Consider the following 14,008-nt stretch of genomic DNA (forward strand, 5'->3'; position numbering starts at 1 on the left):
TCCTCGCCCTCCTCCGAGAGAAGACCGCTTGCCCATGTCTATTTCATCGCCACGCCGTCCATTGTTACGCCTCTTTTTATTGGGCCTGTGTGCCTGTCTGCTGAGCCCGTTGGCCAGCGCCGATCAGGCCAAACGCCTGCGCATTGGCATCACCCTGCACCCTTACTACAGCTATGTGGCCAACATCGTCGGCGACAAGGCCGAGGTGGTGCCGCTGATCCCGGCCGGTTTCAACCCGCATGCCTACGAGCCACGGGCCGAAGACATCAAACGCATCAGCGGGCTGGATGTGATCGTGCTCAACGGCGTTGGCCATGACGACTTCGCCGACCGCATGATCGCCGCCAGCGAAACGCCAAACATCAAAACCATCGAAGCCAACGAAAACGTGCCGTTGCTGGCGGCCACCGGGGTCGCCGCACGCGGGGCCGGCAAAGTGGTGAACCCGCACACGTTCCTGTCGATCAGCGCTTCTATTGCCCAGGTCAACAACATTGCTCGCGAACTGGGCAAACTCGATCCGGACAACGCCAAGACCTACACCCAGAACGCCCGCGCCTACGGCAAACGCCTGCGGCAGATGCGCGCCGACGCGCTGGCAAAACTGACGCAAGCGCCGAACGCGGAACTGCGCGTGGCCACGGTGCACGCGGCTTACGACTATCTGCTGCGTGAGTTCGGCCTGGAAGTGACCGCCGTGGTCGAGCCGGCCCACGGTATCGAGCCGAGCCCAAGCCAGTTGAAGAAGACCATCGACCAGTTGCGTGAACTGGACGTGAAAGTGATCTTCTCGGAGATGGATTTCCCGTCCACTTACGTCGACACCATTCAGCGTGAATCCGGCGTGAAACTGTACCCGCTGTCGCACATTTCCTACGGCGAATACACCGCCGACAAGTACGAAAAGGAAATGACCGGCAACCTCAACACCGTGGTGCGGGCGATTCAGGAGTCTGGCGCATGACTTCCAGAGAAACGATCTCGAACGAACTCGAATCCCCTGTGGGAGCGAGCTTGCTCGCGAAGGCGCCAGGTCAGCCAACATCTTTATCGAATGACACACTGCATTCGCGAGCAAGCTCGCTCCCACAGGTTTCGGGGCCGACTTTGGATTTTGCGGAGGTTTGTCTGACGCTGGGGCGCACGACGATTTTGGATAACGTCACCTTCCAGGTGCAGCCCGGCAGCGTACATGCCCTGGTCGGCCCAAACGGTGGCGGCAAGAGTTCGCTGATCAAGACCCTGCTCGGGCAAATGCCCCATCAGGGCCAGCTCAGCCTGCAATGGCCCGGCGAACCCGGCACCATCGGTTATGTACCGCAAGCGCTGGAATTCGATCGCGGTCTGCCGATGACCGTCGACGATTTCATGGCTGCCATGTGCCAGCGACGTCCGGCGTTTCTCGGTTTGAGCAAGCGTTACGCCGGCGCCATTGGTGAAGCGCTGGAACGCGTCGGCATGCAGGACAAACGCAAGCGCCGCATGGGCGCGCTGTCTGGCGGTGAGCGGCAGCGGGTGCTGCTCGCCCAAGGTTTGATTCCGGCGCCGCAATTGCTGGTGCTGGATGAACCGATGTCGGCCCTTGATGAAGCTGGGATTCAAGTGTTCGAACGTCTGCTCGGCGATTGGCGTGCAGCGGGCATCACCGTGCTGTGGATCGAGCACGATCTGGAAGCGGTTGGGCGTCTGGCCAGCCGTGTCACTGGTCTAAACCGCCGCGTGCTGTTCGATGCCTCACCGCAAGAGGCGCTGACCCCGGAACGTCTGCTGACCTTGTTCTCGACCCATCCACGGAGCGCTGCCTGATGAGTTACGAAGCCTTTCGTTTGATGGTGCAAGGCTGGGCCTCGTCCGGTTATCTGCCGGAAGCGCTGGCCTACGGTTTTGTGGTCAATGCGTTGCTTGCCGGCCTGTTGATCGGCCCGGTACTCGGCGGCCTTGGCACTCTGGTAGTGGTCAAGCGCTTCGCGTTTTTTTCCGAAGCGGTGGGCCATGCGGCGCTCACCGGTGTAGCCATCGGCATTCTGCTCGGCGAACCTTACACCGGGCCCTACGGCAGCCTGTTCGGCTACTGCCTGCTGTTCGGCATCCTGCTCAATTACCTGCGCAACCGTACCGGTCTGGCACCGGACACTTTGATCGGCGTATTCCTCTCGGTGTCACTGGCACTGGGCGCAAGCCTGCTGCTGATTCTGGCGGGCAAGATCAATGTGCACATTCTCGAGAACGTACTGTTCGGTTCGGTACTGACGGTCAACGGCAACGATCTGGCGGTATTGGCCATCGTCGGTTCGCTGGTCATGGCGCTGGCCCTGCCGCTCTACAACCGCATCATGCTTGCCAGTTTCAACCCACAACTCGCGGCGGTGCGCGGGGTGGCGGTGAAGACCCTGGATTATCTGTTCGTGATTCTGGTGACGCTGATCACCGTCGCAGCGGTGAAAGTCATCGGCGCGATTCTGGTCGGCGCGCTGCTGGTGATTCCAGCGGCGGCGGCACGTTTGCTCAGCCAGTCGCTCAAGGGCTTCTTCTGGTGCTCGGTGTTGATCGCCACGGTCAGCACACTGTGCGGGATCCTCGCGCCGATCGTGTTTGATCTGCCGATTCCGTCCGGCGCCGCGATCATTCTGGTCGCCGGCATTGCCTTCGCCCTCGCCGCCATTGCGCGCGGGGTTGTCCCGAGTCTGAAAGGGAATCTTGGATAAATGAGTTTTTCACTGCGCAAACTGACCCTGGCCATGACCCTGTGCGGTGTGATCTGCACGCCGTTGATGGCCGCCGAAAACACTAAACCGCTGCGAGTGCTGGCCTCGTTGCCGATCACGTATGGCTTGGGCGAAGTGCTGCTCAAAGGCACTGACGTCAGTCTGGAACGTGCAGCCCCCGCCAATTTGCCGGGCAGTCGCCAGACCGCGTATTTCACCGGTCGCGGTGCGCCGGCGCTGAGCAAACTGGCAACCGGAGCGGACGCGGTCATTGGCGTGCGTTCACTGTGGGCCGATGATCCGCTGTACCCGATCGCCCGTCGCAGCAATATTCGCATCGTTGAAGTTGATGCGGCGCGCCCGGTCGACGGCGCCCTCCCGGGCATTGCCGTGCAACCGGATCTGAAGGTTGATGGTTTGAACAGTCAACCGTGGCTGGCGAGCAACAACATGGGGCGCATGGCGGACGTGATGGCGGCGGATCTGGTGCGCCTGGCACCTAGCGCCAAGCCTGCGATCGAGGCGAATCTGGCGACGTTGAAGCAGCGTTTGCTGAAGCTCAGCGCCGACAGCGAGGCGCGGTTGGCGAGTGCCGACAATCTGAGTGTGATGAGTTTGAGTGATCACTTTGGTTATCTGATCGGTAGTCTGAATCTGGAACTGATCGGCGAGGATCCACGCCCTGATGCGGAATGGACGCCGCAGGATCTGAAAAAACTGACGGCGACGCTCAAGGACAATGATGTGGCGGTGGTGCTGCATCATCGGCAGCCATCGGAGCCGGTGAAAGCGGCAATTGCTGAGTCAGGCAGTCGTTTGGTGGTGTTGAGTACCGATGCGGTAGATCCGGTGGCGGAGCTGGAAGGCAATGTGGATTTGTTGCTTAAGGGTTTGAGCGGGGCTTAGTTTCAGCCGGAACCGCGTTATCGTTCATCGCGAGCAGGATCACTCCTACAGGGCGAGCGCATTCCAAATGTAGGAGTGAGCCTGCTCGCGATGAGGCCAGCCCCGCCGACACAAATTCAAGGCAAGAAAAAACCCGCTGACTGTTTCCAGTCCAGCGGGTTTCTTTTTGCCCGGCCGCTTATTGCGCGGCGGCCTGGGCTTCCATCTTCTGACGCAGACTCAGCGGACGCATGTCGGTCCAGACTTCTTCGATATAGGCCAGGCATTCCTTTTTCAGGCCGCTCTTGCCCACGGTGCGCCAGCCTTGCGGCACGGCTTTGTAGTCCGGCCAGATCGAGTATTGCTCTTCGTGGTTGACCACGACCTGAAAGAGGATGTCCTCGCGGTCGAATACTGACGTCATGCTGGTTCTCCATCGTTATAAGGGTGGGCTGCACGCTGAGTGCAGCCGGGTATGTAGAAAGAACGTTCGGCGCGGCGAAAAATTTACAGCGCAGCGGTGGCAGCGGCCAAAGCACGGCCAAAGATTTCTGCGACACGGTCGATTTCGGCGGCAGTGATCACCAGCGGCGGCAGGAAACGTACTACTGCGCCATGCCGACCGCCCAGCTCCAGAATCAGCCCACGCTTGAGGCATTCGCGCTGGACCAGCGGCGCCAGTCGTGCGAACGCCGGCGGATGACCGAGCGCATCCGGTGTGCCGTTCGGCTCGACCAGCTCGACGCCGAGCATCAGGCCGCGACCACGAATGTCGCCCAATTGCGGGAAGTCCCGTTGCAGGATGCGCAGGTGCTCGCTGAGGCGCTCGCCCATGGCAGCAGCGTGTTCGCAGACCTTGTGCTCAACCAGATAACGCATCACCGCAGAACCTGCCGCCATGGCCATTTGATTGCCACGGAACGTGCCGGCGTGCGCGCCCGGCTGCCAGGTGTCGAGCCAGTCGCGATAGACCACCACGGCCAACGGCAGGCTGCCGCCGATGGCTTTGGACAACACCACCACATCCGGGGTGATACCGGCGTGTTCGAAGGCAAACATCTTGCCGGTGCGGGCGAAACCGCTCTGGATCTCGTCGACGATCAACGCCACACCCGCCTTTTCGGTGATCCGGCGCAAGCCGCGCAGCCACTCGATGTCCGCCGGAATCACACCGCCCTCGCCCTGCACCGCTTCGACGATCACCGCTGCGGGCAGTTGCACGCCGGCTTCCGGGTCGTTGAGCAAGTTTTCCAGATAGCTCAGGTTAGCCTTCACGCCCGCCGCGCCACCAAGGCCGAACGGGCAACGGTAGTCATACGGGAACGGCATGAACTGCACGCCATTGCTGAGCAACGCACCTAGCGGTTTTTTCGGCCCCAGGCTGCCCATCAGGCTCAGCGCGCCCTGGCTCATACCGTGATAACCACCGGAGAACGACAGCACGGTGCTGCGCCCGGTCGCCGTGCGTACCAGCTTCAATGCCGCTTCCACGGCATCGGTACCGGTCGGGCCGCAGAACTGGATTTTCGCTTCAGCCGCGAGGGCAGATGGCAGCAGGCCGAACAGGTCCTGGACGAACTGATCCTTGACCGGCGTGGTCAGGTCGAGGGTATGCAATGGCAATTCATCGGCCAGTACCTGCTGGATCGCTTCGATCACCACCGGGTGGTTATGCCCCAGCGCCAGCGTGCCGGCCCCGGCGAGGCAGTCGATGAACGTGCGCCCTTCAACGTCTTCGACATACAGGCCTTTGGCGCGCTTCAGTGCCAATGGAATGCGTCGTGGATAGCTGCGCGCGTTGGACTCCTGCCGGGCCTGACGAGCCAGCAATGGCGATTCATTGAACTGGTACAGCGTTTCGGCCGGCGCCGAGGTAACCCGGGCCGACGACTCTTCGATAAGGCTGGTGGCGACTGACATCTCTCGACCCCTCAATTGGCTATGGATAGTGACCAAAACAGCACACCGGACAGGTGCGCATTCCGATCGCGGGGCGCACTTGCAGGTTTTCCTGTTCTGGAAACGCTTAAGGGGCCTGAGGATTTAGCCCGTGATCGTGTTGTCAGGCCGGCGCTGCCAACGACTTGTGCATGGGCAGGGTCTGCACGCCTTGGTATTCGACGGGCGGCGCTGACTCGCGATAGCCCAGACGGCGATAAAAAGTACGGCCGGTGCGCGTGCTGTTGAGATTCGCTTGAGCAACGTCGCGAACCCGCAACCAGCCTTCCAGATCGTGCATCAACGCGCGCCCGACGCCCCGGCGAAAGGATTCCGGCTGCACGTAACACAGGGAAATGTCACCACTGGCCTGTGCCATGCCGACACCGACCGGTTTGTCCGCCAGTAAAGCCATGCATAAATAGAAGTGCGGGTCGGCGAGGCGGGCGCTGATGAAGTCGGCGGATTGCTGAGTGATCCAGGTGCTGACCCGTGTCGGATCGTTACGGTGGTCGAGCGCACAACCGATACGGATCGAACGTTCGATGATGCGGCTGATGATGCCGGCGTCGGCCAGTGTGGCGGGACGAATGCAGATGGGTGCTTCCATGGCGCAATTCCCTCAATCCATTGAGTCAAAGCTGCGTTGACCTTACCCCCACCCCTGCCGGATAGCGAATGTCGAAAAGTTACATTTGATGTGTCTGGCGCGATTTCCTGTAGGAGCTGCCGAAGGCTGCGATCTTTTGATCTTGATCTTGAAAAACAAAATCAAAAGATCGCAGCCTTCGACAGCTCCTACACAAGTTCTACTGGAATCAGACAGGTTGCAATGGCATGGTCAGCTCGACACTCAGGCCATCCGGGCGGCTGTCGAAATGCAGGGCGCAGTCGCAGCGCTGGACGATCGCCTGAACAATCGCCAGGCCAAGGCCGCAACCGGTGCTCTGGCCGTTGCGCCAGAAGCGTTGGGTCAGGTGTTGCAGATCATCCGCCGCAATCCCCGGGCCATGGTCGCGCACGACAAACCGCACACGGTTGCCAATGGTTTCCAGGCTCAGCTCAACCGCGCAGTTTTCTGGCGTATGGCGCAGGGCGTTGTCGAGCAGATTGCGCAGCGCCGCAATCGACAGCACCGCCGGCATTTGCAGCGGTGCAACGGAAAGTCCGGTCGGCAGTTGCAGTTTGATGCGCTGGTGCTCGCCACCGGTGGCGTCCTGGATCGCCAGGCGTGCCACTTGCTCGGCGCTGCACTGCGAACCGTCATCGAACGACAGACTACCCTCGACCCGCGCCAGCAACAGCAACTGTTCGAGGGTGCGATGCAAGCGATCGGCGCCCTCCTCGGCCCGCGCCAGCGACTGATCGCGGGCGCTGCCATCGGTCATGCGCGCAACTTGCAGGTGGGTCTTGATCGCCGTCAGCGGGCTGCGCAGTTCATGCGCCGCGTCACCGGTCAGGCGCCGCTCGCGCTCGATGGTTTTGCCGATGCGTTGAAACAACTGATTTTGCGTTTCCAGCAGCGGCTTCAATTCGCTGGGGAAGGTCTGGATCTGCAACGGCTCAAGCGAGTCGGCATTGCGCCGCATCAACGCTTCACGTAGACGGTTGAGCGGCGCCAGCCCTTGGCCGATACCCAGCCACAACAGGCACAGACAACCGAGCAGCGCCACGCCCACCGGCACCGACGCTGCCAGCAGGATCGACATGTTCAGCGCCTCGCGCTCGATCTGCCGGTCGGCTGTGGTAATGCGCACATCGCCCCGGGCGAGGGTGAAGCTGCGCCACGGTGCACCGTCGATCATCTGGTCATGGAAGCCCATTTTCTCGGCTTCCAGCGCTTGTTCGGGATTGTTGTGGCTGCGCGCAAGAATTTCCCCACGCAAGGAGCTGACCTGACAGGCCATGCCACCGGGGATATTCAGTTGTTCGGCACTGAAATGCGTGCCCTCGCCTTTGCTCGGCAGCGTCGGCAACTGTTCCAGCAGCCCGGCGACCATGCGCGCCGAGGCCACCAGACGCTGGTCGAGAGAGAACATCATCTGATTGCGCAGGTCACTGAGCATCCAGGCCGCCGCCAGCGCCCAGATCAGCGCAAATGCAGCGCCGAGGGTCAGGCTCAGGCGCAGTCGCAGACTCATCACTTGCCTTGATCTCCACCGTCGGCCGGGCCAAGGCGATAGCCCAGACCGCGCACGGTTTCGACGATGCCTTTGCCCAGCTTGCTGCGCAGGTGATGGATGTGCACGTTCAGCGCGTTGCTTTCCAGTTCATCGTTGAAGCCGTAGACACTGTCCTTCAATTGCTCGGTGGACAGCACCCGGCCACGATTGTGCAGCAGCGCCTGCAACAGCGACTGCTCGCGACGCGACAGGTCCACCGGTTGCCCGGCCAGCGTGGTTTCGCGGCTGCTCGGGTCGTACGTCAGTGCGCCATGCTCGATCAGGTTGACGCTGCGCCCGGCGACCCGGCGCAACAGGGTTTGCAGGCGGGCGAACAGTTCGCGCAGATCAAACGGCTTGAGCAGGTAATCGTCAGCCCCGGCCTGCAAGCCGTCAACGCGGTCGGTGACCGAGTCGCGCGCGGTCAGAATCAGCACCGGAATTTCCAGGCGGCTCTGCCGCAGTTGTTGCAGCAACTTGAGGCCATCTTCGTCGGGCAAGCCGAGATCGAGCACCATCACGTCAAATTCGGCAACCTTGAGCATCGCCCGCGCTTTCGATGCGGTGTTGACGTGCTCAACGGTCAAACCCTGAGCCGTGAGACCGGCAACGATGCCGCTGGCAATCAGCTCATCGTCTTCGCAAACCAGTACGTGCATGGTGAGTCCCGTAGAAAAAAGCCGATTAGGCAGTTGGCCGATTAAGCTGACATTATGCCCCGAACGTCACAGCGACAAGGGCGTGGCGGTTAATCATCGGTTAATCGCCGCCGCCCATTGTGCACCTCACTTGCACAGGGACAAGGCTCCTCCATGCGTCATTTTTTTCTTTTGTTTGCTCTGCTGATCTCCAGCCTGGCCCAGGCCGGGAACAATCCATTTGAGACAAAACCGGAGTTTCTCCTGGTCGACCAGGCATTCGTGCTGACATCCGAGCGCCTAGAATCCGGTGAGACCCAGTTGTTCTGGCAAATCGCCGACGGTTATTACCTGTATCAGAAACGCCTGAAATTCGAAGGGCTGAGCGCAGAGCAACAGCCCGCGCTGCCTGAAGGCGAATCCCACAGCGACGAGTTTTTCGGTGAGCAACCGGTCTATCGCCAAGGGCTGGAAATTAAAATTCCAGCCTCGGCCACGGGGCAGATCAAGGTCGGCTATCAGGGCTGTGCCGATGCCGGCCTGTGCTATCCACCGCAAACCCGGGTCATCGACCTGGGCGGTAAAGCGCCAGCCACGACAACACCGGCGACAACAGCGACAACGAACGACCAGGCACCGGATCAAGCCCTGGCCAGCAGCCTGCAAGAACACGCGTTGGGCTGGAGCTTGCTGGCGTTTTTCGGTTTCGGCTTGCTGCTGGCATTTGCGCCGTGCTCATTGCCGATGCTGCCGATTCTGGCCGGAATGGTCGTCGGCAGTGGTGCCACCCCGCGTCGCGGATTTGTACTGGCCGGCAGTTATGTGATTTGCATGGCGCTGGTGTATGCAGCGATGGGCGTGATTGCCGCGCTGCTCGGCGCGAACCTGCAGGCATGGTTGCAAAATCCATGGCTGCTGGGGACCTTTGCCGCGATCTTCGTGGTGTTGGCGTTGCCGATGTTTGGCTTCTTTGAACTGCAATTGCCGGTGGCCCTGCGCGATCGCCTGGAACACGCCTCGCGCAGTCGCAGCGGTGGCAGCGTGATCGGTGCCGGAGCGCTCGGTGCATTGTCCGGTCTGCTGGTCGGCCCGTGCATGACCGCGCCACTGGCGGGTGTCTTACTGTATATCGCGCAGACCGGCAACGCGCTGCACGGTGGTTTGATTCTGTTTTCGCTGGGCATCGGCATCGGTGTGCCGCTGCTGTTGCTGGTGACCGTTGGCAATGGCTTCCTGCCCAAACCCGGTGCGTGGATGAACCTGCTCAAAGGCGTGTTCGGATTCTTCTTCCTCGCCACTGCGCTGGTGATGTTGCGCCCGGTGCTGGATGCGTCGTTATGGCTGGGCCTGTGCGGCGCGCTGCTGTTGATCGCCGCGTTCTGCGCCTGGAAACAGTCCGAAGGTTTTGGCCGCGTTGCGCAGTTGTTCGGCGCCAGTTCGCTGCTGCTCGGGCTGTGGGGCAGTTTGCTGGTGATTGGTGCGGCGGGCGGCAGCGATGATCCGTATCAACCGTTGCAGGTCTACAGTGCCGGCCGCGCTGGCGCCGCCGCGCCTTCGGGTCATGAAGCGTTCACCACGATCAAGGAGCCGGCGGCGCTGCAACGCGAACTCGATGCCGCCAAGGCTCAGGGTCAGTGGGTGCTGCTCGATTACTACGCCGACTGGTGCAAGTCTTGCCTGATCATGGAGAAGCAGGTGTTCGGTAAGGACAACGTGATGCAGGCGTTGAGCAACGTGCGCCTGCTCAGGCTTGATGTCACCGACGACAATGCCGCCAGCGCTGAACTGCTCAGCCGCTACAAAGTGCCGGGACCGCCGACGTTCATCTGGATCGGTGCTGATGGTCTGGAGCGCCGCAGCCAGCGCATCACCGGCGAAGTCGACGCCGAGACGTTCCTGCAACACTGGACTGCCACCCGAGATGCCCATTAATGCTGACTTTCACCCTCGGCACCTTTGCCATCGCGCTTAACCACCTGCTGCTGATCAGTGCCCTGGCGCTGGCGACCTTTGTCGGCTGGCGGGTGGCCAAGCGTGGCGGTGATAACCCCGAGTCAGCATTGTTCAGCCTGTTTCTGCTGGGCATGCTCGCGGCGCGAATTGCCTTTGTGCTGCTGTACTGGTCGCACTATCGCAATGACCCGTGGCAGATCATCGATTTGCGCGACGGTGGTTTCCTCGCCTGGCCGGGGGTGATCGTGCTGTTGCTGGTCGCCCTGTATCGCGGCTGGCGGCGTCCAGGGCTGCGTCGCCCGTTGGGTTTTGGCGTGGCCAGCGGCGTGGCGTTCTGGCTGTTGGCGACGTTGTCGTTAAACCTCTACGAACAAGGCACCCGACTGCCGGACATCTCTCTGCGCAACGCGGCCGGGGAAACCATCCAGCTCAGCGATTATCAGGGCGGCCCGCTGGTAATCAACCTGTGGGCGACCTGGTGCCCGCCGTGCCGGCGCGAGATGCCGGTGCTGGAAAGCGCTCAGCAACAACGCCCGGATCTGACCTTCCTGTTCGTCAATCAGGCCGAAAGCATGCAGAGCGTGGCGACGTTTCTCGAAACCCAGGGCCTGAGCCTCAATAACGTGCTGTTCGACCGCAGTGGTCGGCTGGGTCAGGCCGTCGGTTCCATGGCATTGCCGACTACGCTGTTCTATAGCCCTGACGGTCGGCTGCTGACCAGCCACCTGGGTGAGCTGTCCAACGCCAGCCTGGCGCGCGCGCTGGAAAACTTCGCCACCCCAACCCCGAATTCGAACCCGGCCACTGCACCGGCCACCTCTGCAAGGAAACTGCCATGCCCCGCCTCCGCCACCTGCTGACGCTGACTCTGGGCACCGCCCTGCTGCACTTGCCGTCGGTGCAGGCTGCTGAAGAACTGCCCGCGGCGATCAAGCAGATCGAAGCCAAAGGCGCGAAAATCGTCGGCCAGTTCGACGCCCCCGATGGCCTGCGCGGGTATGCGGCGCAGTATCAGAATCGCGGCATGGCGCTGTACCTGACCCCGGATGGCAAACACGTGTTGCTGGGCAATCTGTACGACGCCGACGGTAAAGACCTGAGCAGCGAGCCACTGCAAAAACTGGTCTATGCGCCGATGGCCAAGGAAGTCTGGGCCAAATTCGAGGCGAGCAACTGGATTCAGGACGGCAACAAGGATGCACCGCGCACGGTGTACCTGTTCAGCGATCCGAACTGCCCGTACTGCAACATGTTCTGGGAACAGGCACGGCCATGGGTCAAGGCCGGCAAGGTGCAACTGCGGCACATCATGGTTGGCATCATCCGCGAGGACAGCCCGGGCAAATCCGCCGCGTTGCTGGCCGCGAAAGATCCGGCCAAGGCCCTGGAGGATCACGAAAAAGCAGGCAAGGGCAGCTCGCTCAAAGCGCTGAAAGACATTCCGGCGGCCGTGCAGACCAAACTGGCAGCGAACATGCAGTTGATGGAAGACCTGGATTTGCAGGCGACGCCGGCGATTTTCTACATGGATGACAAGGGTGAGTTGCAACAGCAACAAGGCGCGCCTTCGCCGGACAAGTTGGTGAAGATTCTCGGCCCCAAGTAACGATTACTGGCTCCCGCCTCAGTGCGGGAGCCATCAATATTCGCTTCGGCCGATAATGTCCTCCAGATACTCCGTTGTCCCCTGCTCTTTCAGGAACGTCGTAACCTCAGCGATCCACTGTTGATCCGACGTGATGCCCGCCCAGGCGTGCGTAACCGCCCAGTGATAGGGACGATCATCAAAGGTGCTGATCAGCGCCTGATTCAATGTTCGTACATCAAAATCCGGATTTTTTGCGCTTTGCATCATCAGTGAGCTGAACACTCGCTGTTGTGTGTCTTCGCACAATTTGACCTGCCGGGCCTCTGTGGAGCTCAAAACGATAAAGTCGGGCTTGATGCCCTCGTCGAGCGCTGCCTGCAACCGGTAGTGGCCATCGATGATCACGTACGAGCACAACGCGCCCACATACCAGAGCAAGATGGGCGGCAAGCTGCCTTCCCTGGCTTTTTTACGCCACCATTTCATCCGGCCTGCCAATGGATCCACCGTGTGCAAGCCGATCAGATGACCCAGATCCCAATCGAGCCAATGCACGGTTTGCGGCTGCACATTGTCGAGAATGCCGTCACCGCGCGCGTACCATTTCGGCAAATGGCTGGAAGCTTCTGCAGGCGTTGAGAAATACCAGCCCTTTGCGCCTTCACCGTAGGTATAGCGGGCAGCAGCGGGCAGCAGAGGACGCGCCACCCAATGGCCGGGATAGAGAAAGTCCGCCTGATTATCCATCAACCTGTTGATGAAATAACGGCACCAGTGGCGGATGCGCTCATCAGGGGGTAAATCAAAATGTTCCTGAACGTCAGCCGCACCAATGGCAGGAACCGGTGACGAGTCCAGTTGAGTGGACTGCGGATTGCGAACCAGCCACGCACCGTAATACGAGGTGGCGATGGTGCCCCAAAACAACGGGATGTCGTTGAGCATCAGCTTCATCCGACCGTTGTTACCGCTCTGCAGATGCAGCGGAGGTTTGGCTGATTTCGCTCGTTTGACTTCAACGCTCAAGCCGGCCCACTTGTCCTCAAGATCCTTGAGATCGCGCCAGTAAAATTGCTCCACATCAGTCCCTTAATGATTGTCTTTGCGGGCGGCAGTATCTCAGATTTCAGCTTTGCGGTGCCTGGGCTGGCCCCATCGGCGGATCTGCGCGCGAAGCCGGCTCGCTCCTGCTTTTAGCCGCGCGTCCTCAGTCAGGGTGCGGTCGAGTATCGGAGCGAGCTTGCCCGCGAAGTGCAATTACCCGGTAATTCGGTTGCGCTCGCTGAGGAAGGTAAGCAACGCCTCGGTGACAAACTGCGGATTCTCCAGATTGGAGATATGCCCCGCTTCCGGCACCAACACCCACGGGCAACCGATCAGCTCGGCCATTTCTTTAGCTTCTGACGGTGGCCGTGGTTTGTCCTGATCGCCGCACATGACCAGCGTGGTCGCCGCATTCAACTTGCCCAACCGTGGCAACAAGTCATCACGGCCAAAGGTGATTCGCCCCATCGGCACGATGCTTTCGCGCAGCCGATCCGAAGAGTACGCCGCCAGTTTCGCGCGGAAATCCTGATACAGCGCCGACTGCGGATCGATCCCCGGACGGAAGAAAATCGGCACAACGATATCCAGTAGTTGCTCGGAGATTTCGCCGGTTTCCTCAATTTGCTTGAACAGCGAGAAGTAATACTGACGGGTGGGTTCAGGTTCGACGCCAACGTAGGTGTCCATCAATACCAGACCGTTGATCCGTTGCGGTGCCGACAACGCCAGACGCACGCCCCACATGCCGCCGACCGACAGGCCAATCAGGGTGACGCGGTCGATATCCAGATGATCGAGCAGAGCCTGCGCCTGACTGGCAATGTCATCCAGTGATGTCGTGCCTTCAGGCAACCGTCCCGACTCACCGTGGCCCCACAGATCCAGGGCAATCACCCGATAGTGCGGCGATAACGCGGCGATCTGCGGCGCCCACATGGCCTGATCCCACAGATAACTGCCGGCCAGCAAAACTGCCGGACCAGTGCCTTGATCAATGTAATGCAGCGCTTGTCCGTCAACCGTGAAAAAAGGCATCGACCACCCCCCGCGACAAAAAAAGAGAACCGGCAGACTGAGCTGCCGGTTCTTTAT

Annotated in this window: 14 protein-coding genes; 7 read left to right on the forward strand and 7 right to left on the reverse strand. The window is 60.8% G+C overall.

Annotated elements, in window-relative coordinates:
• Positions 1–34: 34 nt before the first annotated feature.
• Genes J0G10_RS21085 through J0G10_RS21100 form a run of 4 tightly spaced genes read left to right on the forward strand, consistent with a single transcriptional unit; the run spans position 35 to position 3,611 of the window.
• On the forward strand, positions 35–964 hold the full coding sequence (locus tag J0G10_RS21085) for a metal ABC transporter substrate-binding protein (protein WP_093435032.1): 930 nt from the start codon (positions 35–37) through the stop codon (positions 962–964).
• Entirely contained in the window at positions 961–1,806 is an 846-nt protein-coding gene (locus J0G10_RS21090) for a metal ABC transporter ATP-binding protein (RefSeq protein ID WP_245397994.1), read from the forward strand. Before J0G10_RS21085 ends, J0G10_RS21090 begins: the two co-directional genes overlap by 4 nt.
• Positions 1,806–2,705 (forward strand): metal ABC transporter permease, encoded by a 900-nt coding sequence (locus J0G10_RS21095; RefSeq protein WP_007917717.1) that lies wholly within the window; start codon positions 1,806–1,808, stop codon positions 2,703–2,705. The genes J0G10_RS21090 and J0G10_RS21095 overlap by 1 nt, the downstream gene beginning before the upstream one ends.
• Positions 2,706–3,611 (forward strand): metal ABC transporter substrate-binding protein, encoded by a 906-nt coding sequence (locus J0G10_RS21100; RefSeq protein ID WP_095048413.1) that lies wholly within the window; start codon positions 2,706–2,708, stop codon positions 3,609–3,611. It begins immediately after the preceding gene.
• 178 nt (positions 3,612–3,789) lie between these two features.
• Here J0G10_RS21100 and J0G10_RS21105 read toward each other — a convergent pair whose 3' ends face one another.
• From J0G10_RS21105 to J0G10_RS21125, 5 genes are all read right to left on the reverse strand, one after another.
• Positions 3,790–4,014: an MbtH family protein gene (locus J0G10_RS21105; protein ID WP_038364139.1), complete on the reverse strand. Its 225-nt coding sequence runs from the start codon at positions 4,012–4,014 to the stop codon at positions 3,790–3,792.
• An 83-nt stretch (positions 4,015–4,097) separates the two neighbouring features.
• Positions 4,098–5,510, reverse strand: coding sequence for an aspartate aminotransferase family protein (locus J0G10_RS21110; protein WP_095048414.1), 1,413 nt, complete (start codon positions 5,508–5,510; stop codon positions 4,098–4,100).
• A gap of 142 nt (positions 5,511–5,652) precedes the next feature.
• The gene (locus J0G10_RS21115; protein ID WP_220556632.1) at positions 5,653–6,138 is read right to left on the reverse strand and encodes a GNAT family N-acetyltransferase; all 486 of its coding nucleotides are present in this window, start codon (positions 6,136–6,138) and stop codon (positions 5,653–5,655) included.
• Positions 6,139–6,346: 208 nt separating this feature from the next.
• Entirely contained in the window at positions 6,347–7,669 is a 1,323-nt protein-coding gene (locus J0G10_RS21120) for an ATP-binding protein (RefSeq protein WP_220556633.1), read from the reverse strand.
• Complete coding sequence (locus tag J0G10_RS21125) at positions 7,669–8,349, reverse strand: response regulator (RefSeq protein ID WP_220556634.1); 681 nt, start codon at positions 8,347–8,349, stop codon at positions 7,669–7,671. Before J0G10_RS21125 ends, J0G10_RS21120 begins: the two co-directional genes overlap by 1 nt.
• A 153-nt stretch (positions 8,350–8,502) precedes the next feature.
• Between J0G10_RS21125 and dsbD the strand changes: the two genes are divergently transcribed.
• From dsbD to dsbG, 3 genes are read left to right on the forward strand one after another with little or no spacing between them, the layout of a single operon-like run.
• Positions 8,503–10,260 carry a protein-disulfide reductase DsbD gene (gene dsbD / locus J0G10_RS21130; protein ID WP_095125125.1) on the forward strand — a complete coding sequence of 586 codons (1,758 nt, stop codon included), beginning with the start codon at positions 8,503–8,505 and terminating at the stop codon, positions 10,258–10,260.
• The gene (locus J0G10_RS21135) at positions 10,260–11,141 is read left to right on the forward strand and encodes a TlpA disulfide reductase family protein (protein ID WP_095048418.1); all 882 of its coding nucleotides are present in this window, start codon (positions 10,260–10,262) and stop codon (positions 11,139–11,141) included. Before dsbD ends, J0G10_RS21135 begins: the two co-directional genes overlap by 1 nt.
• Positions 11,117–11,887: a thiol:disulfide interchange protein DsbG gene (gene dsbG, locus J0G10_RS21140; RefSeq protein ID WP_095048419.1), complete on the forward strand. Its 771-nt coding sequence runs from the start codon at positions 11,117–11,119 to the stop codon at positions 11,885–11,887. Before J0G10_RS21135 ends, dsbG begins: the two co-directional genes overlap by 25 nt.
• A 33-nt stretch (positions 11,888–11,920) precedes the next feature.
• Here dsbG and J0G10_RS21145 read toward each other — a convergent pair whose 3' ends face one another.
• Positions 11,921–12,949, reverse strand: a complete 1,029-nt coding sequence (locus J0G10_RS21145; RefSeq protein WP_220556635.1) for a ParB/Srx family N-terminal domain-containing protein — start codon at positions 12,947–12,949, stop codon at positions 11,921–11,923.
• A 177-nt stretch (positions 12,950–13,126) separates the two neighbouring features.
• Positions 13,127–13,951, reverse strand: a complete 825-nt coding sequence (locus tag J0G10_RS21150) for an alpha/beta fold hydrolase (RefSeq protein WP_220556636.1) — start codon at positions 13,949–13,951, stop codon at positions 13,127–13,129.
• Between the last annotated feature and the right edge of the window lie 57 nt (positions 13,952–14,008).

The organism is Pseudomonas germanica (assembly GCF_019614655.1).
GTDB classification, from domain to species: Bacteria; Pseudomonadota; Gammaproteobacteria; order Pseudomonadales; family Pseudomonadaceae; genus Aquipseudomonas; species Aquipseudomonas neuropathica.